Below are 19,650 nucleotides of genomic sequence, written 5' to 3' on the forward strand. Positions count from 1 at the left end.
GCCCGGCCGAACGACCGTCAGGCGGCCCTGCGCTGGGCAGGCGGCGTGGCTGCGCCCATCAGGCGGCTGCTCCCTCCTCAAGCCCCGGGACGACGGCGATACGACCGGTCGTGACGCCGTCGGCGACGCGCTGCACGGCCTCGGCCGCGGCCGTCAGCGGTACACGGTCGCTGACGAGGGGCTTGATCGCGCCCTTCGCGGCGAGCTCGGTGAGCTGCTCGTGGCAGTGGAGCACCGCCTGCGGGTCCTTGGTGTTGTACAGGCCCCAGTGCAGCCCGAGGATCGAATAGTTCTTCACGAGCGCGTGGTTGAGCGCGGGGGTCGGAATCGTGCCGCTGGCGAATCCCACGACGACGATCCGCCCCTCGAAGGCCACGCACTTCGCGGACTGCGCGTAGGCGTTGCCGCCCACCGGGTCGTAGATCACGTCCGCGCCGCGACCGCCGGTGGCCTCCTTGACGGCGGCGACGACGTCGTCCGTGTGCCGGTCGAGCACCAGGTCGCAGCCCAGCTCACGGGCGATCTCGGCCTTCTCCGGGCCGCCCACGACACCGATGACGGTGGCACCCGCGGCCTTTCCGAGCTGCACGGCCGCGCTGCCGACGCCGCCCGCGGCCGCGTGGACGAGCAGCGTCTCGCCGGCCTGGATGCGGGCGCGGCGGTGCAGGCCGAACCAGCCCGTCTGGTAGCCGATGTGCAGCGCCGCCGCCTCGGCGTCGTCCAGCGCGTCGGGAGCGGGCAGCACGGCCGCCGCGTCGGCCAGGGCGTACTCGGCGAAACCGCCGTACGGCAGCACCGGGTTGGCGATGACGCGGCGGCCGTTCTCGGTCTCGCCACAGATCTCCACGCCGGGCGTGAACGGCAGCGTGGGCCGGATCTGGTACTGCCCGCGGCACAGCAGCGCGTCGGGGAAGTTGACGTTCGCGGCCCGCACCCGGAGGAGGACCTGCCCCTCGCCGGGTACCGGCTCGGCCGTCTCCTCGAGGCGCATCGCCTCCCTCGGCTCGCCGTTCTCGTGCACGTGCCATGCCTGCATGCGGGGCCTCCACGGGACTGTTCGTAGAACCTGGCTCCGACGCATACTAAGCGGTCGCTTTGACAGGTGGGAAGAGCTACGCCTGTCACTCACCGGCTGAACAGCTCGAATGCCACCGCGGGCTTCCCGCCGAACCGCCGGCCCATGGCCTCGGTGCTGCCGAGAAGGAAGGTGCGGCAGTACGTCTCCGGGTCCTCGTCCGTGAGCGCCTCGATATAGCTGCGGTGCTGGAGCAGGGACCGTACGGACCGCTCAAGGCCCGGGGTGGCGTCCACGGCGTGGGTCGGCTGCGCGGATCCGGCGACGGCGACCCAGCGCACCCCGTTCCACGGCTCGAGGCCCTGGTCGGCGAGTTCGGGGAAGATCCAGCGGTTGCCGGCGTCGCCCGCAGCGTCGAGCGTGGCGCGCCCGACAGCTACATGATCCGGGGTGTTCCAGGCGACGCCGCCCCAGGTGTCGCGGTGGTTGAGGGTAATCACCAGCTCGGGCCGGTGGCGCCTGATCGCCGCGGCGATGTCCCGGCGCAACCGGAGCCCGTACTCGATCACGCCGTCCTTGTGGTCGAGGAACTCCACACTCGTCACCCCGACGACGGCGGCACTCGCCCGCTGCTCCTGTTCGCGCAGCCGGCCGCACATGGCGGGCTCCAGCGTGTCGATGCCCGCCTCACCGCGGGTGGCCAGGACGTACGCGATCTCACGGCCGGCGTCGGTCCATGCGGCGACCGCTGCCGCACAGCCGTACTCGAGATCGTCGGGGTGGGCCACGATGGCGACGGCGCGCTGCCAGTCGGTGGGCATGGGTTCGAGCTGCGGTTCGGTCGTCAGGTCGGTCCCCGGCTCGGTCATGCACGAGAGCCTATGCGTCGCGGCCTGGTCGGGAGTACCTCCGGACTCCGGGTAACATCCGCCTCCCGGCAACCTGTACATGCATGGGAGGAAGCTGGTGGCACCCCATTCGGAACCCGGCGTGCTCGCCCGGATGGCCGATCTGCTCGGTGAGACGCCCCCGGAACAGGGCGGCGCACTGTGGCGGCTGGCTGCCCGGCGACGGCAGTTGGACGCGAACGTGGTGCGTCTGGCACCCGGGGCCGAAGTCGGCGCGCACGCCGAGCCGGATCTCGACGTCCTGCTGTACGTGACCGCCGGCGGCGGGCAACTCGACGCCGAGAGCGTACGGCACACGCTCGGGCCGGGGAGCATCACGTGGCTGCCGCACGGCACCCGCCGGTCGCTGTCGGCGGGCCCGGACGGCATGGCCTACCTCACGGTGCACCGCCGCCGCCCCGGGCTCACCATCCGTTCCCCAGCATCCGAGCAGCGCCCGGCACCGGGGCAGGACGCCGGCGAGCCGGCCTGCCTGCTGCACCGAGTCTGCCCCGACTGCGGGCGTCTTGCGTCCGAACGTGACGCGCTGTACTGCAGTCGGTGCGGCACCCGCCTGCCGTCGAAGTAGAAAGCCGTCGCGGCAATGGGGCTCCCTCCCGGATTCCTCCGCGCCGTCAGACCTCGTCCCGTGCCAGAGCCAGCAGGCGGTCCAGGACCCGGGGTCCGCCCGACCGCACGCCGTCGTGCTCGAACTCGTCCGTGACCCACGTGCGCAGTCCGCGGATGGTGCGGGCGGTACGCAGGGCGTGCTCCGTGTCGACGTACATGTCGTCGTGATAGACGGCAGCCGCGACCGGCACCGCATTGGCCGCGAGCCGCGCCGGGTCGTACAGCGGCGCCCAGTCGGTACGCTCGGCGAGCCGTTCGGCGGTCTCGCGCAGCGGTGCGAGCGCCGGGTCGCAGTCGAACTGCCAGGGATGAACGGACTCCCCGGTGAACAACAGCGGGCCGTCGCCGGACAGCGTCTTCTCCGCGTCGAACTGGGGGAATTCAGCGCGTACACGCTCAGCGGACCAGGCCGTGGGCCGGTCGTCCTGGGCGTAGATCGCCTCGTGCACGAGCGCATAGAGCGGATGGGCTGCGTACGACAGGGCGGACTGGACGTCCTCCTGGAATGCGTCGGACAGGGCGGGACCGGCCGGCGTGTGCACGAAGGCGTTCTCCAGCAGGTAGTGCAGGCGGTGGCTGCCGTCGCTCGTGCCGAGGAGAATGCCCAGGGACTGGAATGCCTCGACGGTGAGCCGGTAGCCGCCGTTCAGCAGGGGGCGATGTTCGGCGACGTACTCTGCGATGCGGCGGGCCCGTCCGACGTCCTGTGGATACCGGGCGTAGTGGGCCGCCACCTTGCGCTCGATGCGCGGGTATGCGGCCCGGTACACGTCGTCCGCGTGGGCGTCCAGCGACGGCAGACCGCCCGTGATGAACGCTGTTCTCAGGCCCTCGGGCGCGGCCGACAGATAGTGCGTGGTGCAGAAACCGCCGAAGCTCTGTCCGAGAACGGTCCAGGGGGCACCGCCCGTGACGGTGGGGCGGATCGCCTCGCAGTCGCGGACGATGGAGTCAGCGCGGAAGTGCGCGAGGTAGTCGGCCTGTTCGCGAGAGCCGCCGCGCAGCGGGAGCGTTTGCCGGTTCACGGGCGTCGAGCGGCCGGTGCCGCGCTGATCCAGGAGCAGTACCCGGAACTCCTCCAAGGCGCGGCCCAGCCAGGCCTGCTTGCCGATGAACCGGTTGGCCCCGAAACCGGGGCCGCCCTGGAGGTAGATCAGCCAGGGCAGGTCCGCGCCCGCCTTGTCGCTCGCCACGGCCTCGCGTACGTAGAGCTCGATCCGCTCCCCTCCGGGCCGGTCGTGGTCGAGAGGCACGGTGAAGTGGCGGTCGGTGAGGACGACGCCCGGCTGACGGTACGTGGCGGTCAAGGGTGCTCCTGAGGGCATACGGAACGTGATCATCCGTCCCCCATTCAACACACCTGTTCAGCGGACGCACAGCGAGGCTCGGCGGGAAGACCGGCCTCGTCAGCGCGGCGCAAGGCTGGAGCGGCGCACCACGAGCTCCGGCTGCAGCACGACCCGCTTGTGCTCGTGCGGCGCCGACGCGGTCTCGGCCTCCGTCTCCTCGAGGAGGAGCTCGGCGGCGAGCGCACCCATGGTCACCGCCGGCTGGCGCACCGAGGTGAGCGGCACGGCGGCGGCGGCGGCGAACTCGATGTCGTCGTACCCGACGATCGCCAGGTCGTCCGGCACGCTCACGCCGGCCGCGAACATGGCCTGCAGCACGCCGAGGGCGAGCAGGTCGTTGGCGCAGAACACGGCCGTCGGGCGGTCGGCGAGCCCGAGCAGCCGGGCCCCGGCGTCACGGCCCGCGGCGACGTCGAGCCGCTCCGTCGGCAGTTCGCGCAGTGCTTCGGGTGCGAGTCCCGCCTCGGCGAGGGCGCTCAGGGCCCCCGTCCGGCGGTCCCTGACCTGGTTCAGTCCGGGCGGCCCGCTCACATACGCGATGGAGCGGTGACCGGCGTCGATGAGATGCCGGACGGCCAGCGCGCCGCCCACCACGTCGTCGACCGACACCGAGCACTCGGTGGTGCCCTCGGCGACCCGGTCGACGAGCACGAACGGGATGCCGTGGCGGCGGAACGTCTCGATGTTGCGTCCCGTTGCGTCGGCGGGCGTCAGCAGCACGCCCCGCACCCGCTGCTCGGCGAAGAGCGAGAGGTAGTCGGCCTCCTCGCCCGCGCTCTGCGCGCTGTTGCAGACCATGACGCCGAGACCGGCGTCCCGGGCGGCCCGCTCGGCGCCACGCGCCACGTCCACGAAGAAGGGGTTGCCCATGTCGAGGACGAGCAGGCCCATGATCCGGCTGCGGCCGGCCCGCAGCTGGCGGGCCGACTCGCTGCGCACATAGCCGAGCCGGTCTATCGCGGACAGCACCCGCGCCCGGGTCTCGGAGGCGACGGTGTCCGGACGGTTGATGACGTTCGAGACCGTGCCCACCGAGACTCCGGCGGCGCGAGCGACGTCTTTGATACCCACCGACTGGGCCATCAGGCTGGGACCTCCTGGGGGACGAGAAGCGGCGGGCATGCCTTCACACTACCTACGCGCACATTACTTGCACGCCCGCCGAAAGCACCGGTCACGAGGGCAGCCGGAAGTCGACGACATGAAGCGCCGAGGGCGTCGTACCACTCGACTTCTCCTGGTACATGAACGACAGCACCCCGTCCTGGGAGACCCGCATCTCGTCGATCACGACCTCGCCGAAGGCGTTCAGGCCGCTGCCGTCGTACAGGACCTTCCAGTCCGTGTAGCCGGAGGACTTGGAGGCACCGGCGATCCGGCCGAACGGGAAGATCGCGTACGCGTTGTCGTACTTGTCGAGGATGAGCTTGGTGCGCTGGCTGGAGCTCAGCGCGACCGGGATCTCGGTCTTCTGCCAGGTGCCGGACGAGTTCTTGCGGACGTGGAAGGCGCGGCCGTTGTTCGTCCGGTCGGTGACGTAGTTCGTGGTGCACTGGCCGAAGCGGCCGGGGACATAGCTGATGATCGCGTGCGGCAGGCCCGCGGAGTCCGTGAACTGGCTCTCCTGGTTCATCAGCGAGTGATCCGGGTTCAGCGGGTCGACGACGAGCCCGGAGTCCGTGACGGCGACCTTGTCGGAGCCGCCGGTGGTGCCGACGACGGTGCCCGCGTCGTTGCGCCAGGTGCGGCCGCGGTCGTCCGAGTAGACGTAGCCCGTGTCGTGGTTGGTGATGCCGCCGCTGCTGCACATCACGGCGCCGTTCTGCTCACGCCAGGTGAAGAAGGAGTGCAGCCGGCCGTTCTTGTCGTAGTCGATGCCGTGCAGATACATGTTGCGGGCCGCGCTGGAGCCGTGCTCGCTGGTGTACGTGCCGGTGGAGCTCGTCCACTCGCCGAGGCCGGTCCAGGAAGTGCCGTCGTACTCGGCCAGCGCGTTGCGGCCGTTGCCCGAGATGCCGACGCGGTAGCTGAGCTGGAGCCTGCCCTCGGGCGTGGAGATGAACTGCGGGTAGGTGAACTGCGAGGTCAGGGCGAGTCCGTCGAGGGTGGACTGCGGGGTGCCGAAGCGGCTCGCGGTCCAGCTCAGCCCGGAGGGGTTGTCGAGGAGTCCGGCCACCGACTTGATGTAGGTGAAGCCGTCGCTGTGGGAGTCCATGTTGAGGTGCAGCCGGCCGTCGGTCTTCGACACACCCATGGAGATGACGTTGTGGGAGTCGTCGGCTTTGAGCGTGTGGCCGACCTCGACGGTCGACCAGGTGCTCGCCCCGAGCGCGCGGCGGCCGACGACGGCGTTGCGGTCGGCGGTGTACCAGGCGGCGTACTGGTAGCCCTTGTACGTCAACAGCCCGTTCTTCTGGAACGAGTTGTTGTTGACCAGGCCGTCGTAGGAGACGAAGAAGATCGCTTGGGCGTCGAGGGTGGTGCTGCCGGTCAGGGTGACCGACGGACCGGGGTCGGCGGCCCGTGCCGTGCTAGTGACTGCCACAGTGCCCAGTCCCGAGGCGAGGGCGGTGGCCAGCAAGGTACGTCGTCTCATGTCCGCTTGCTCCTGAGGTGGGGGGTATGTCAGGCAAGATGGAACACTTCGGTGAGCGGTTTCATGGCCTCGTCGGGCCGGGCGCCGTCCAGCGACTCGAAGAACGGCGCCATCTCCGCCTGCCAGCGGGCGTTGATGTCGGTGGCCTCCATGCCGGCCTGGGCGGCCGCGAAGTCCTCGGTCTCCAGATAGCCGACCAGCAGGCCGTCCTCGCGCAGGAACAGCGAGTAGTTGTGCCAGCCGGTGGCCGAGAGCGCTTCGAGCATCTCGGGCCACACGGTGGCGTGCCGCTCGCGGTACTCGTCGAGGCGGTCCGCCCGGACCTTCAGCAGAAAGCACACGCGCTGCATCAACGACCCTCCGGGTCCTGGAAGAATGAGACTAGAAGTTGAACTGGTCGATGTTCTTCTTGTCGAACACGGTCGGCTTGCCCAGGCTGATCACGCCGTCCTTGCCGATGGTGTACGTCGTGTCGCCGGCCTTGAAGGTCTCGCCCTCCTTGCCGGTGATCTGGCCGGAGGCCAGGGCGACGGCGGTGCGGGCGGCCAGGTCGCCGAGCTTGGCCGGGTCCCACAGCTCGAACGCCTCGACGGTGCCGTTCTTGACGTACTTGCGCATGTCGTTGGGGGTGCCGAGGCCGGTCAGCTGGACCTTGCCCTTGTACTTGGAGCCGGACAGGTACTGGGCCGCGGCCTTGATGCCGACCGTGGTCGGGGAGATGATCCCCTTCAGGTCCGGGTACTCCTGGAGCAGGCCCTGGGTCTGCTGGAAGGACTGCTGGGCGTCGTCGTTGCCGTACGCGACCTTCACCAGCTTCATGTTCTTGTACTTGGGGTCCTTCAGCTCGTCCTTCATGTAGTCGATCCAGGTGTTCTGGTTCGTCGCGGTCTGCGCGGCGGAAAGGATCGCTATCTCGCCCTTGTAGCCGATCTGCTCGGCGAGCAGCTGCACCTCGGTGCGGCCCAGGTCCTCGGCGCTGGCCTGCGAGACGAAGGCGTTGCGGCAGTCGGCCTTGGTGTCGGAGTCGTACGTGACGACCTTGATGCCGTTCTTCATGGCCTGCTTGAGCGCGGTGCACAGGGCGCCCGGGTCCTGGGCGGACACGGCCATCGCGTCGACCTGCTGCTGGGTGAGCGTGTTGACGTAGGAGACCTGGCCGGAGGTGTCGGTGGCGCTGGACGGGCCGACCTCCTTGTAGCTGGAGCCCAGCTCCTTCAGGGCCGCCTCGCCGCCCTTGTCGGCGGAGGTGAAGTACGGGTTGTTGACCTGCTTGGGCAGGAAGCCGACGGTCAGGCCCTTCTTGAGGGCCGCGTTCGGGTCGGCCTTGCCGGCGCTGGCGGTGGATCCGCTGTCGTCCTTGACGTCGTTCTTGGTGGTGCCGCCGCAGGCGGTGGCGGCGAGGGCGAGCGAGGTGACGGCGGCGAGGGCCGCGCAGGTACGGCGGATCGAAGACTTACGCATGGTGGAGGTCCTTTACGAGGGTGAGCGGAGCGGTTACGAGGTCGGTGTCGAGGCGGCGGCTCTGCGGCCCGCCCTCGCGACCGAGATCTGGCGCCCGACCCGGGGGCCGAGCACGGAGGCGACGAGCAGAACGCCGGTGACGACGATCTGGGACTGCGCGGAGACGTTCACGAGGCTCATCACGTTCTGCAGCGCGCCGAGCAGGAAGACTCCCGCGATCGCGCCGCCGAGCGTGCCCTTGCCGCCGTCGAAGTCGATGCCGCCGAGCAGCACCGAGGCGATGACGGCCAGTTCGAGGCCGGTGGCGTTGTCGTAGCGGGCGCTGGCGTAGTGCAGGGCCCAGAAGATACCGGTGAGCGAGGCCATCAGCCCGGTCACGGTGAACAGGATCAGCTTCTGCCGCTTGACGCGGATGCCCGCGAACCGGGCGGCTTCCTCGCTGGCGCCGACGGCGAACAGCGAGCGCCCGAACGGAGTTGCGTGCAGGACGACCACGGCGATCGCCAGCAGCGCCAGGAAGGGCAGGAACGCGTACGGGATGAACGTGTCGCCGATGCGTCCGGCCGCGAAGTCCAGGTACTGCGTGGGGAAGTCCGTCACGGCGTCCGAGCCGAGCACGATCTGCGCGATGCCACGGTAGGCGGCCATCGTGCCGATGGTGACGGCGAGCGACGGCAGGCCGAGGCGGGTGACGAGCAGGCCGTTGACGAGACCGCACACCGCGCCGAGCAGCAGGCACAGCGGGATGATCGTCTCGATCGCCATCCCCTGGTTCCACAGCGCACCCATCACCGCACCCGACAGACCGGCCGTGGAGGCGACCGACAGGTCGATCTCGCCGGAGACCACGAGCAGGGTCATCGGCAGGGCGATCAGCGCGATCGGCAGCGTGTTGCCGATCAGGAAGGACAGGTTGAGGGCGTTGCCGAAGCCGTCGACGAAGCCGAAGGACAGTAGCAGCACGACGATGAGGAGGGCGCCGACGACCGTGTCCCAGCGGACGGCGCGCGCGAGCGACGAGTCAGCCATGGCGGGCATTCCTCTTCTTCAGGGCGGAGGCCACGCGCAGCGCGACGACACGGTCGACCGCGATGGCGAGGATGAGCAGGATGCCGTTGATGGCGAGCACCCACACGGAGCTGACGCCGAGGGCGGGCAGCACGCTGTTGATGGAGGTCAGGAGCAGCGCGCCGAGCGCCGCGCCGTAGACGCTGCCGGAGCCGCCGGTGAAGACGACGCCGCCGACCACGACCGCGCTGACGACGGTGAGTTCGTAGCCGTTGCCGGTGCCGGAGTCGACGTTCCCGAACCGGGCCAGGTACATCGCACCCGCGAGACCGGCGAGGCCCCCGCAGAAGGTGTACGCGGCCAGGATCCGCTTGCGGACGGGGATGCCGGCGAGCCGTGCCGCCTCCGGGTTGGAGCCGAGCGCATACAGCTCGCGCCCGCTGCCGAAGTGCTTGAGGTAGTACGCGGTGGCGAGGAGGACGGCCAGCGCGATCAGCGCCAGCCACGGCACCGCCGAGATACCGCCGGAGCCGAAGTCGACGAATCCGCCGGGGAGATCGGCCGCGGTGATCTGCCGTGAGCCGACCCAGATCGAGTCGATGCCGCGGATGATGTACAGCGTGCCGAGCGTGACGACGAGCGCGGGCACCTGGCCGAGGCTCACGAGCAGGCCGTTCACCAGCCCGAAGCCGATGCCCAGCAGCACCGCCAAAGCGATCGCCACGACGGGGTTCCCGCCGCCCTGCAGATACGTGCCGGCCGCGAAGGCGCTGATGCCGAGCGTCGAGCCGACCGACAGGTCGACGTTGCGGGTGATCACGACGAGGGACTGGCCTGTCGCGACCAGCACCAGGATGGTCGCGTTCAGCAGCAGGTCCTTGATGCCCTGTTCGGACAGGAACTCGCTGTTGCCCGCCTGAGTGATGGCGATCATCACCAGGAAGACGACCAGGATGGCGAGTTCGCGCATCTTGAAGACACGGTCGACGAGGCGGGTGCCGCTCGACTTCGGTATCTCCGCGGCGGGTGCGGGGTTGGGAGCGGTCACGGTCATGCGGCCCTCCCGGTTGCTGCGGCCATCACGGATTCCTCGGTGGCTTCGGAGCGTGGGATCTCGGCGGTGAGCCGGCCCTCGTGCATCACGAGCACGCGGTCGGCCATGCCGAGGATCTCGGGCAGGTCGGAGGAGATCATCAGGACGGCGACCCCGTCGGCCGCCAGCTGGCTGAGCAGGCGGTGCACCTCGGCCTTCGTACCGACGTCGATGCCGCGCGTCGGCTCGTCCACGATCAGCACCTTGGGGCCGGTGGCCAGCCACTTGGCGAGGACGACCTTCTGCTGGTTGCCGCCGGACAACGTGGATACGGTGTCGGCGATGCGCGCGTACTTCACCTGGAGCTTGACCGCCCAGTCGAGGGAGCGGCTGCGCTCGGCGCCCCGGTCCATCAGGCCGGCCTTCACGGTCGTACGCAGGCCGGTGAGGCCGATGTTGCGCTCGATGGACATGTCCATCACCAGGCCCTGGGCGCGCCGGTCCTCGGGGACGAGGGCGAGCCCGGCGGCCATGGCGGTGGACGGTGCGCCGTTGGTCAGCGCCCTGCCGTCGACCTCCACCTCACCGGCGTCCCAGCGGTCGACGCCGAAGACGGCACGGGCGACCTCGGTGCGGCCGGCGCCGACGAGCCCGGCGAGACCGACGATCTCGCCGCGCCGCACCTCGAAGGAGACGTCGGTGAACACGCCCTCGCGGGTCAGGCGCCGCACACTGAGCGCAACCTCGCCCGCCTCCACCTCCTGCTTGGGGTACAGCTCGTCGAGATCGCGCCCGACCATGCGTCGTACGAGGTCGTCCTCGGTCATGCCGTCCAGCGGCTCGCTGGAGATCCAGGCGCCGTCCCGCAGCGTCGTGACCCGCTGGCAGATCTGGAAGATCTCCTCGAGGCGGTGCGAGATGAACAGCACCGCGGCGCCCTGCTCGCGCAGGGTGCGGACGACACCGAACAGACGGGCCACCTCGCTGCCGGTGAGGGCCGCGGTCGGCTCGTCCATGATCAGGACGCGGGCGTCGAAGGAGAGCGCCTTGGCGATCTCGACGATCTGCTGGTCGGCGATGGACAGGCCGCGCGCCGGGCGCTCGGGGTCCAGCTCCACGCCGAGGCGCTGCATGAGCGCCAGGGTCGCGGCGTTCGTGGCCTTGTGGTCGATACGGCCCAGGGCGCGCCGGGGCTGGCGGCCCATGAAGATGTTCTCGGCGATCGACAGGTCGGGGAAGAGCGTGGGTTCCTGGTAGATCACGGCGATGCCCGCGTCCCGGGCGTCCGCCGGACCGTGGAAGACGGTGGGCTCACCGTCGAGCAGCACCTGGCCGGCGTCCGGTCGGTGCACCCCGGCGAGCGTCTTGATGAGAGTCGACTTGCCCGCACCGTTCTCGCCGGCGAGTGCGTGCACCTCGCCGGAGAACAGTTCCAGGGACACGTCCCGCAGAGCGCGCACGGCGCCGAAGGACTTGGAGACGTCCTTGAGTGCCAGCACGGGGGCCGGACCCGTGTCGGACCGTTGGGTCATGAGGGCTCCTCAACGACGCGGGCGGAGCGGCCTCACGACGTCGTGAAAGGTTTCAACTAGGTTGCCGGGACGTTAGGCATGCCACGCAGGTCGCGTCAATGGGTCCGTGTCGAAATTTTCGACGCCATAAGGTCACAAGGGGGTCACGAAGGGCGGTCTTTGTCAGAAGGGTTGACAGCCCTTCCGGCGGCTCATAGCTTCCCTCTCTGAATCGATTCAGATTATTCAGAAAGCGTCTTCTTCCAGACCCGAAGTCACAGGAGCCCCGAAGTGACCGAGCTCGCCGCGGTGAAGGCCGCGCTCAAGACCCAGGCCGTCGAGACGCCGTCGTGGGCGTACGGGAACTCAGGGACCCGCTTCAAGGTGTTCGCACAGCCCGGGGTCCCGCGCAATCCGCGCGAGAAGCTGGACGACGCGGCGAAGGTGCACGAGTTCACGGGTGTCGCGCCGACCGTCGCGCTGCACATTCCCTGGGACAAGGTCGACGATTACGCGGCGCTGGCGAAGCACGCGCAGGAACGCGGCCTGAAGCTGGGCGCGATCAACTCCAACACCTTCCAGGACGACGACTACAAGCTCGGCAGCATCTGCCACCCGGACGCGGCCGTACGCCGCAAGGCCCTCGACCATCTCCTCGAGTGCGTCGACATCATGGACGCGACGGGTTCGAAGGACCTGAAGCTGTGGTTCGCCGACGGCACGAACTACCCCGGCCAGGACGACGTCCGCGAGCGCCAGGACCGCCTCGCGGAGGGCCTCGCCGAGGTCTACGAGCGGCTCGGCGACGACCAGCGGATGCTCCTCGAGTACAAGTTCTTCGAGCCGGCCTTCTACACGACGGACGTCCCGGACTGGGGCACGGCGTACGCGCACTGCCTCAAGCTCGGGCCGAAGGCGCAGGTCGTGGTGGACACCGGACACCATGCGCCGGGCACCAACATCGAGTTCATCGTCGCCACACTGCTGCGCGAGGGGAAGCTCGGCGGCTTCGACTTCAACTCGCGCTTCTATGCGGACGACGACCTGATGGTGGGCGCCGCGGACCCCTTCCAGCTGTTCCGGATCATGTACGAGGTGGTGCGGGGCGGCGGCTTCACCCCTGAGGTCGCCTTCATGCTCGACCAGTGCCACAACATCGAGGCGAAGATCCCGGCGATCATCCGGTCGGTGATGAACGTGCAGGAGGCGACCGCCAAGGCTCTACTCGTCGATCGTGAGGCGCTCGCCGCGGCGCAGCGGTCCGGTGACGTGCTCGGCGCGAACGCCGTCCTCATGGACGCGTACAACACCGACGTCCGGCCGCTCCTCGCCGAGGTTCGCGAGGAGCTCGGCCTGGACGCGGACCCGGTCGCCGCGTATCGCGCCTCCGGCTGGGCGGAGAAGATCGCGGAGGAGCGGGTTGGCGGGCAGCAGGCGGGGTGGGGGGCGTGACCACTCGCCGTGGGGGTGCGGTCAGTGGCATCCCTGCGGGCCGAATTGGCCTGGTCGCGCAGTTCCCCGCGCCCCTATCGGGGCGCGTGCACCTACGTACATCCACTTCGTGAAGGACTGAGAAAACCATGGCACCCCATCCCGAAGCCGCCGCCCTTCTGGCGCGCTCCCACAGGCTCGGTTCCGACCCCCGCAACACCAACTACGCCGGCGGCAACGCCTCCGCCAAGGGCACCGACACCGACCCTGTGACCGGCGGCGACGTCGAGCTGATGTGGGTCAAGGGGTCCGGCGGCGACCTCGGCACGCTCACCGAGGCGGGTCTGGCCGTCCTGCGCCTCGACCGGTTGCGGGCGCTGCAGGACGTCTACCCTGGCGTGGAGCGCGAGGACGAGATGGTCGCCGCGTTCGACTACTGCCTGCACGGCAAGGGCGGTGCGGCGCCGTCCATCGACACCGCGATGCACGGCCTCGTGGACGCGCCGCACGTCGACCATCTGCACCCCGACTCCGGGATCGCACTGGCCTGCGCGGCCGACGGCGAGAAGCTGACAGCCGAGTGCTTCGGCGACAGTGTGGTGTGGGTGCCGTGGCGCCGGCCCGGTTTCCAGCTCGGCCTGGACATCGCGGCGGTCAAGGAGGCCAACCCGCAGGCGATCGGCTGCATCCTCGGCGGGCACGGCATCACGGCGTGGGGTGCCACGGCCGGGGAGTGCGAGCGCAACTCCCTGCACATCATCCGCACCGCCGAGGCGTTCCTCGCCGAGCGCGGCAAGGCCGAGCCGTTCGGTCCGGTCATCGAGGGGTACGAGGCGCTGCCCGAGGGCGAGCGCCGTGCGCGGGCGGCGGCCCTCGCGCCGTACGTCCGGGCCGCCGCCTCGCAGGACCGTCCGCAGGTCGGCCACTTCACCGACTCCGACGTCGTCCTCGACTTCCTCGCACGCGCCGAGCACCCGCGCCTCGCCGCCCTCGGCACCTCCTGCCCGGACCACTTCCTGCGGACGAAGGTCAGGCCCCTGGTCCTGGACCTGCCGCCCACGGCTCCGCTGGACGAGGCGGTCGCGCGCCTGAAGGAGCTGCACGCGGAGTACCGCGACGAGTACGCCGCCTACTACGAGCGGCACGCCGAGACGGACTCGCCCGCGATGCGCGGCGCCGACCCGGCGATCGTGCTGGTCCCGGGCGTGGGCATGTTCTCCTTCGGCAAGGACAAGCAGACGGCCCGCGTGGCGGGCGAGTTCTACGTCAACGCGATCAACGTGATGCAGGGCGCCGAGGCCGTCTCGGCGTACGCGCCGATCGAGGAGTCCGAGAAGTTCCGCATCGAGTACTGGGCGCTGGAGGAGGCCAAGCTCCAGCGGATGCCGAAGCCCAAGCCGCTCGCCACGCGCGTGGCGCTGGTGACGGGCGCGGGCAGCGGTATCGGCAAGGCGATTGCGCACCGGCTGGCCGCCGAAGGCGCCTGTGTCGTCGTCGCCGACCTGAACGCCGAGAACGCCGCCGCGGTCGCCGAGGAGCTGGGCGGCTCGGACAAGGCCGTCGCCGTCACCGTGGACGTCACGTCCGAGGCGCAGATCACCGAGGCGTTCAAGGCCGCGCTGCTCGCCTTCGGCGGCGTCGACCTCGTCGTCAACAACGCCGGCATCTCCATCTCCAAGCCGCTCCTGGAGACCACGGCCAAGGACTGGGACCTGCAGCACGACATCATGGCGCGCGGTTCGTTCCTCGTCTCCCGCGAGGCGGCGCGCGTCATGCGGGACCAGGGCCTCGGCGGCGACATCGTCTACATCGCCTCCAAGAACGCCGTGTTCGCCGGTCCGAACAACATCGCCTACTCCGCGACCAAGGCGGACCAGGCCCACCAGGTGCGGCTGCTGGCGGCCGAGCTGGGCGAGCACGGCATCCGCGTCAACGGCGTCAACCCCGACGGCGTGGTGCGTGGCTCCGGCATCTTCGCCGGTGGCTGGGGCGCTCAGCGCGCGGCGACGTACGGGATCGAGGAGGAGAAGCTCGGCGAGTTCTACGCCCAGCGCACCATCCTCAAGCGGGAGGTGCTGCCGGAGCATGTCGCGAACGCCGTGTTCGCGCTGACCGGCGGCGACCTGACGCACACGACCGGGCTGCACATCCCCGTGGACGCGGGTGTCGCGGCCGCGTTCCTGCGATGAGCTCGGCGACGGCGGGCGCGTTCGCCGCGGTCGACCTCGGCGCGTCCAGCGGACGCGTGATGGTCGGTCGCGTCGGCCCCGGCACCCTGGACCTGGCGGAGGTCCACCGCTTTCCCAACCGGCCGGTGCGGCTCCGCGAAGGGCTGCGGTGGGACATCCTCTCCCTGTACGCAGGCGTGCTGGACGGTCTGCGGGCGGCCGGGCCGGTCGACTCGGTCGGCGTCGACAGCTGGGCCGTCGACTACGGACTGCTCGACGCGGACGGCACGCTGCTCGGCAATCCGGTGCACTACCGCGACACCCGTACCGAGGGCGTCGCGGAGAAGGTGTGGGCGACGGTCCCGGCGGGCGAGCTGTACGCGGCGACAGGGCTCCAGTACGCGCCGTTCAACACGCTGTACCAGCTGGTGGCGGCTCGCGACAGCGCTCAACTGGCCGCCGCCAAGCGGCTGTTGCTGATCCCCGACCTGCTCACGTACTGGCTGACCGGCGAGGCGGGCACGGAGCTCACCAACGCCTCCACCACCCAGCTGATCGACCCGCGCACCCGCGACTGGTCGTACGACACCGCGGCCCGGCTCGGCATCGACCTCAGCCTGTTCGCGCCCCTGCGCAACCCCGGCGACCCTGCGGGCCACCTTCTGCCGCACGTGCTGGAGGAGACGGGCCTGACCGGTCCGGTGCCGGTGACCGCGGTGGGCTCGCACGACACGGCCTCCGCCGTGGCCGCGGTCCCCGCGACGAGCGAGCGGTTCGCGTACATCTGCACCGGCACCTGGTCGCTGGCCGGCCTTGAGCTCGACGCCCCGGTGCTGAGCGAGGAGAGCCGCGCGGCCAACTTCACCAATGAGCTGGGGCTCGACGGCACGGTCCGCTATCTGCGCAACATCATGGGCCTGTGGCTGCTGCAGGAGTGCCTGCGGTCGTGGGGCGACCCGGATCTGACCGCGCTGCTGCGGGATGCGGCGGAGGTGGAGCCGCTGCGGGCCGTCGTGGACGCGGGGGACGCCGCGTTTCTCGCTCCGGGCCGGATGCCGGAGCGCATAGCCGACGCCTGCCGCGCGACGGGCCAGCCGGTTCCGGCGACGCCCGCCGAGATCACCCGCTGCATCCTCGACTCGCTCGCTCTCGCCCACCGCCGGGCGGTCGCCGAGGCCCAGCGCCTCGCCGACCGGTCCGTGGACGTCGTGCACATCGTGGGCGGCGGCGCGCACAACGAACTGCTGTGCCAGCTGACCGCGGACGCGTGCGGGCTGCCGGTGGTGGCAGGGCCGGCGGAGGCGGCGGCACTCGGCAACGTCCTGGTCCAGGCGCGGGCCCACGGCCTCGTCGGCGACCGTGCGCCGATGCGTGAGCTCCTCGCGCGTACGCAACCGTTGCGGCGGTACGAGCCCGTGGGCGAGGCTGCCGCATGGCGTGCCGCGGAGGCCAGGATCGCCGCGCGGTGACTCCGGGAACAGGAGGGGACGGCGGGAGGGTGTCGCAAGGGGCTGGCTGCCGCGACGCCCTCCCGCCGCGTAGTCTGCACTCATCCGATGATCGAACCCGAAGGAACGCGAAGGAGCCGCGATGCGTGTCGCACTGTTCCTGACCTGTGTCAACGACACGCTCTATCCGGATACCGGCCGCGCCGTGGTGAAACTGCTGACCAGGCTGGGTGTCGAGGTCGACTTCCCGATGGCGCAGACGTGCTGCGGGCAGGCGCACTACAACACCGGGTACCGGCATGAGGCAGAGCCTCTCGCCCGGCATTTCTCCGATGTCTTCCGTGACTACGACGCGATCGTGACACCCTCCGGCTCCTGCGGGGCGATGGTGCGCGAGCTGTATCCGCGGATGGGTGAGCGGGCGCGCGCGGAGGGCCGCGGCGACGGGCTCGCGACCGCGCTGGCGCCCGTGGTCCCCAAGACGTACGAGCTCACCGAGTTCCTCGTGGACGTGCTGAAGGTGACCGACGTCGGCGCGTACTACCCGCACAAGGTCACATACCACCCGACCTGCCACGGACTGCGCAGCCTCGGCCTCGGCGACCGGCCGCGACGGCTGCTGCAAGCCGTCAAGGGCCTCGATCTGGTGGAGCTGCCCGGCGCCGAGGAGTGCTGCGGCTTCGGCGGCACCTTCGCGATCAAGAACCCCGACGTATCGGCGGCGATGGGCACCGACAAGGTGCGCAACGCCGAATCGACGGGTGCCGAGGTGCTGTGCGCCGCGGACAACTCGTGCCTCATGCACATCGGCGGCACGATGGGACGGCTGCGTACCGCCATGCGTCCCGTCCACATCGCGGAGATCCTGGCGAGCACGGAAGAGGAGCCCCTGGCATGAGCGGGACGTTCGTGGGCATGCCCGCGTTTCCCAAAGCCGCGCACGACGCCGTACGCAACAAGACCCTGCGCGGCAATCTGCGGCACGCGACGCACACCATCCGCGACAAGCGCGCCCGCGCCGTCACCGAACTCGACGACTGGGCGCTGCTGCGCGAGGCCGGCAAGCAGATCAAGGACCACACGCTGCGCCATCTCGACCGCTATCTCGTGCAGTTGGAGGAGGCGGTCACCGCGGCGGGCGGCGTCGTCCACTGGGCCGCCGACGCCGACGAGGCCAACCGCATCGTCACGTACCTGGTGAAGTCCACCGGCGAGACCGAGGTCGTCAAGGTCAAGTCGATGGCCACGCAGGAGATCGGCCTGAACGAGGCCCTGGAGGCCGAGGGCATCCACGCCTACGAGACCGACCTGGCCGAACTCATCGTGCAGCTCGGCAAGGACCGCCCCTCGCACATCCTCGTGCCCGCCATCCACCGCAACCGTGGCGAGATCCGGGACATCTTCAAGCGCGAGATGGGCGAGTGGGGCCGCCCGGCCCCCGCCGGCCTCACCGACACGCCCGCCGAACTCGCCGAAGCGGCGCGTCTGCATCTGCGGGAGAAGTTCCTGCGCGCGAAGGTCGGTATCTCGGGTGCGAACTTCATGGTCGCCGAGACCGGCACGCTGGTCGTCGTGGAGTCGGAGGGCAACGGCCGGATGTGCCTGACCCTCCCCGAGACGCTGATCTCGGTCGTCGGCATCGAGAAGATCGTGCCGACCTGGCAGGACCTGGAGGTCTTCCTCCAGACACTCCCCCGCTCCTCGACGGCCGAGCGCATGAACCCGTACACCTCGATGTGGACCGGCACCACCGACGAGGACGGCCCCCAGACCTTCCACCTGGTCCTGATCGACAACGGCCGAACCGACACGCTCGCCGACGAGGTCGGCCGCCAGGCGCTGCGCTGCATCCGCTGCTCGGCGTGCCTCAACGTCTGCCCCGTCTACGAGCGGGCGGGCGGGCACGCCTACGGCTCGGTGTATCCCGGCCCGATCGGGGCGATCCTGAGCCCGCAACTGCGGGGCACGGAGAGCGAGATCGACGCCTCGCTGCCGTACGCGTCGTCGCTGTGCGGCGCCTGCTACGAGGTGTGCCCGGTGGCGATCGACATCCCGGAGGTGCTGGTGCATCTGCGGGAGCGCGTCGTGGAGGGCGGCGCGGTGACCCGGCAGGGCGTGAAGGTCGTGCTGAAGCCCGCGAAGGGGCACGCCGCCGAGCGGGCCGCGATGCGCGCGGCACGCTGGGCGTTCAGCCACCCGGGCGTGCTGCGCACGGGCCAACGGCTGGCATCGCGCACGCGCCGGTTCCATCCGCGGTCGCTGCCGGGCCCGGCCCAGGCATGGACCGCGAGCCGGGACCTTCCGGCGGTACCTGCGGAGCCGTTCCGCGACTGGTGGCAGCGTACGCACGGTGGAAAGGACGCCCGGTGAGCGGGAGCAGGGACCTCATTCTCGGCCGGGTGCGGCGCGCACTGGGCGACGTGCCGAAGGACGACACCCCGTACGAGCAGGCCGTCGATCGCGCGTATCTCCGCGAGCACGGTGACCGCACGACTCAGGCGACCGTCGACCTGCTCGCCGAGAACCTGGCGGACTACCGGGCGATCGTGCACCGCACGGACACCGACGGCCTCCCCGCTCTGATCGCGCGACTGCTCGCCGAGCGCGGCTCGCGGACGGTCCTGGTGCCGGACGGCCTGCCCCCGCAGTGGCTGGTAGCTGCCGACGCGACCCGCGTCCACGACCGGGCGGCGAGCACCCCGCACGAGCTGGACGAGATCGACAGCGTCGTCACCGGCTGCGCGGTGGCCGTCGCGGAGACCGGCACGATCATCCTCGACGGAGGCCCCGACCAGGGCCGCCGCCGCATCACCCTGGTCCCCGACCACCACATCTGCGTCGTACGCGTCCCCGGCCAGGTCGTCTCCTCGGTCCCCCAGGCACTGGAACGCCTGGACCCGACGCGCCCGCTCACCTGGATCTCCGGCCCGTCCGCGACCAGCGACATCGAGCTGGACCGGGTGGAGGGCGTACACGGTCCGCGGAGGCTGGAGGTCGTGCTGGTCAGCGGGGAGTGACGCCGCGGCCCACCACGACGCCCCGACACGTCGACGCCCTGCCGACCCGGCAGGGCGTCGACGCACAACGGCGCCACCGAGTGTGCCACTCTGGTG

The 19,650-nt window shown here is 70.4% G+C and carries 17 protein-coding genes; 7 read left to right on the plus strand and 10 right to left on the minus strand.

Going from position 1 to position 19,650, the window contains the following annotated elements:
• Nucleotides 1-58: 58 nt before the first annotated feature.
• Both ACWD4J_RS28840 and ACWD4J_RS28845 read right to left on the minus strand, forming a co-directional pair.
• Nucleotides 59-1,036, minus strand: a complete 978-nt coding sequence (locus ACWD4J_RS28840) for an NADPH:quinone oxidoreductase family protein (protein ID WP_451398371.1) — start codon at nucleotides 1,034-1,036, stop codon at nucleotides 59-61.
• Between the two features lie 89 nt (nucleotides 1,037-1,125).
• On the minus strand, nucleotides 1,126-1,884 hold the full coding sequence (locus ACWD4J_RS28845; protein WP_451398372.1) for a PIG-L deacetylase family protein: 759 nt from the start codon (nucleotides 1,882-1,884) through the stop codon (nucleotides 1,126-1,128).
• A gap of 97 nt (nucleotides 1,885-1,981) precedes the next feature.
• On the opposite strand from ACWD4J_RS28845, the gene ACWD4J_RS28850 reads away from it, so the two are divergent.
• Nucleotides 1,982-2,491 (plus strand): hypothetical protein, encoded by a 510-nt coding sequence (locus ACWD4J_RS28850; protein WP_451398373.1) that lies wholly within the window; start codon nucleotides 1,982-1,984, stop codon nucleotides 2,489-2,491.
• Nucleotides 2,492-2,537: 46 nt separating this feature from the next.
• Here the strand turns inward: ACWD4J_RS28850 and ACWD4J_RS28855 are convergent, their stop codons facing one another.
• The 8 genes from ACWD4J_RS28855 to ACWD4J_RS28890 all read right to left on the minus strand — a co-directional run bounded on the left by ACWD4J_RS28855 (nucleotide 2,538) and on the right by ACWD4J_RS28890 (nucleotide 11,511).
• The gene (locus tag ACWD4J_RS28855) at nucleotides 2,538-3,839 is read right to left on the minus strand and encodes an alpha/beta fold hydrolase (protein ID WP_451398374.1); all 1,302 of its coding nucleotides are present in this window, start codon (nucleotides 3,837-3,839) and stop codon (nucleotides 2,538-2,540) included.
• A gap of 99 nt (nucleotides 3,840-3,938) precedes the next feature.
• The gene (locus tag ACWD4J_RS28860) at nucleotides 3,939-4,964 is read right to left on the minus strand and encodes a LacI family DNA-binding transcriptional regulator (protein ID WP_451398375.1); all 1,026 of its coding nucleotides are present in this window, start codon (nucleotides 4,962-4,964) and stop codon (nucleotides 3,939-3,941) included.
• 91 nt (nucleotides 4,965-5,055) lie between these two features.
• A complete protein-coding gene (locus ACWD4J_RS28865) occupies nucleotides 5,056-6,477 on the minus strand; it encodes a BNR repeat-containing protein (protein ID WP_451398376.1) in 1,422 nt (473 codons plus the stop codon).
• A gap of 29 nt (nucleotides 6,478-6,506) precedes the next feature.
• Complete coding sequence (locus tag ACWD4J_RS28870) at nucleotides 6,507-6,827, minus strand: L-rhamnose mutarotase (RefSeq protein WP_451398377.1); 321 nt, start codon at nucleotides 6,825-6,827, stop codon at nucleotides 6,507-6,509.
• Between the two features lie 31 nt (nucleotides 6,828-6,858).
• Complete coding sequence (rhaS, locus tag ACWD4J_RS28875) at nucleotides 6,859-7,938, minus strand: rhamnose ABC transporter substrate-binding protein (RefSeq protein ID WP_451398378.1); 1,080 nt, start codon at nucleotides 7,936-7,938, stop codon at nucleotides 6,859-6,861.
• Nucleotides 7,939-7,971: 33 nt separating this feature from the next.
• Nucleotides 7,972-8,967 (minus strand): ABC transporter permease, encoded by a 996-nt coding sequence (locus tag ACWD4J_RS28880; RefSeq protein WP_451398379.1) that lies wholly within the window; start codon nucleotides 8,965-8,967, stop codon nucleotides 7,972-7,974.
• Nucleotides 8,960-10,000 (minus strand): ABC transporter permease, encoded by a 1,041-nt coding sequence (locus ACWD4J_RS28885; RefSeq protein ID WP_451398380.1) that lies wholly within the window; start codon nucleotides 9,998-10,000, stop codon nucleotides 8,960-8,962. The genes ACWD4J_RS28880 and ACWD4J_RS28885 overlap by 8 nt, the downstream gene beginning before the upstream one ends.
• Nucleotides 9,997-11,511, minus strand: a complete 1,515-nt coding sequence (locus tag ACWD4J_RS28890; RefSeq protein WP_451398381.1) for a sugar ABC transporter ATP-binding protein — start codon at nucleotides 11,509-11,511, stop codon at nucleotides 9,997-9,999. Before ACWD4J_RS28890 ends, ACWD4J_RS28885 begins: the two co-directional genes overlap by 4 nt.
• Nucleotides 11,512-11,781: 270 nt before the next feature.
• Here ACWD4J_RS28890 and rhaI point away from each other — a divergent pair, with 270 nt between their 5' ends.
• The 6 genes from rhaI to ACWD4J_RS28920 all read left to right on the plus strand — a co-directional run bounded on the left by rhaI (nucleotide 11,782) and on the right by ACWD4J_RS28920 (nucleotide 19,554).
• Nucleotides 11,782-12,942, plus strand: a complete 1,161-nt coding sequence (gene rhaI, locus ACWD4J_RS28895; RefSeq protein ID WP_451398382.1) for an L-rhamnose isomerase — start codon at nucleotides 11,782-11,784, stop codon at nucleotides 12,940-12,942.
• 128 nt (nucleotides 12,943-13,070) lie between these two features.
• A complete protein-coding gene (locus ACWD4J_RS28900) occupies nucleotides 13,071-15,110 on the plus strand; it encodes a bifunctional aldolase/short-chain dehydrogenase (protein ID WP_451398383.1) in 2,040 nt (679 codons plus the stop codon).
• Nucleotides 15,107-16,558, plus strand: a complete 1,452-nt coding sequence (locus ACWD4J_RS28905) for a rhamnulokinase (protein WP_451398384.1) — start codon at nucleotides 15,107-15,109, stop codon at nucleotides 16,556-16,558. Before ACWD4J_RS28900 ends, ACWD4J_RS28905 begins: the two co-directional genes overlap by 4 nt.
• Nucleotides 16,559-16,679: 121 nt before the next feature.
• Complete coding sequence (locus ACWD4J_RS28910; RefSeq protein ID WP_451398385.1) at nucleotides 16,680-17,435, plus strand: (Fe-S)-binding protein; 756 nt, start codon at nucleotides 16,680-16,682, stop codon at nucleotides 17,433-17,435.
• A complete protein-coding gene (locus tag ACWD4J_RS28915; RefSeq protein ID WP_451398386.1) occupies nucleotides 17,432-18,907 on the plus strand; it encodes a LutB/LldF family L-lactate oxidation iron-sulfur protein in 1,476 nt (491 codons plus the stop codon). Before ACWD4J_RS28910 ends, ACWD4J_RS28915 begins: the two co-directional genes overlap by 4 nt.
• Entirely contained in the window at nucleotides 18,904-19,554 is a 651-nt protein-coding gene (locus ACWD4J_RS28920) for a LutC/YkgG family protein (protein WP_451398387.1), read from the plus strand. Before ACWD4J_RS28915 ends, ACWD4J_RS28920 begins: the two co-directional genes overlap by 4 nt.
• Nucleotides 19,555-19,650: the final 96 nt, after the last annotated feature.

It is taken from the genome of Streptomyces sp. NPDC002577 (assembly GCF_053594815.1).

Excerpts from the sequence above, each read along its gene's own strand:
- ACWD4J_RS28840 (WP_451398371.1), bottom strand. The coding sequence starts at position 1,036 with ATGCAGGCATGGCACGTGCACGAGAACGGCGAGCCGAGGGAGGCGATG.
- ACWD4J_RS28890 (WP_451398381.1), bottom strand. The coding sequence starts at position 11,511 with ATGACCCAACGGTCCGACACGGGTCCGGCCCCCGTGCTGGCACTCAAG.
- ACWD4J_RS28900 (WP_451398383.1), top strand. The coding sequence starts at position 13,071 with ATGGCACCCCATCCCGAAGCCGCCGCCCTTCTGGCGCGCTCCCACAGG.
- ACWD4J_RS28915 (WP_451398386.1), top strand. The coding sequence starts at position 17,432 with ATGAGCGGGACGTTCGTGGGCATGCCCGCGTTTCCCAAAGCCGCGCAC.
- ACWD4J_RS28885 (WP_451398380.1), bottom strand. The coding sequence starts at position 10,000 with ATGACCGTGACCGCTCCCAACCCCGCACCCGCCGCGGAGATACCGAAG.
- rhaS (WP_451398378.1), bottom strand. The coding sequence starts at position 7,938 with ATGCGTAAGTCTTCGATCCGCCGTACCTGCGCGGCCCTCGCCGCCGTC.
- ACWD4J_RS28910 (WP_451398385.1), top strand. The coding sequence starts at position 16,680 with ATGCGTGTCGCACTGTTCCTGACCTGTGTCAACGACACGCTCTATCCG.
- ACWD4J_RS28880 (WP_451398379.1), bottom strand. The coding sequence starts at position 8,967 with ATGGCTGACTCGTCGCTCGCGCGCGCCGTCCGCTGGGACACGGTCGTC.
- ACWD4J_RS28865 (WP_451398376.1), bottom strand. The coding sequence starts at position 6,477 with ATGAGACGACGTACCTTGCTGGCCACCGCCCTCGCCTCGGGACTGGGC.
- ACWD4J_RS28845 (WP_451398372.1), bottom strand. The coding sequence starts at position 1,884 with ATGACCGAGCCGGGGACCGACCTGACGACCGAACCGCAGCTCGAACCC.
- ACWD4J_RS28870 (WP_451398377.1), bottom strand. The coding sequence starts at position 6,827 with ATGCAGCGCGTGTGCTTTCTGCTGAAGGTCCGGGCGGACCGCCTCGAC.
- ACWD4J_RS28860 (WP_451398375.1), bottom strand. The coding sequence starts at position 4,964 with ATGGCCCAGTCGGTGGGTATCAAAGACGTCGCTCGCGCCGCCGGAGTC.
- ACWD4J_RS28905 (WP_451398384.1), top strand. The coding sequence starts at position 15,107 with ATGAGCTCGGCGACGGCGGGCGCGTTCGCCGCGGTCGACCTCGGCGCG.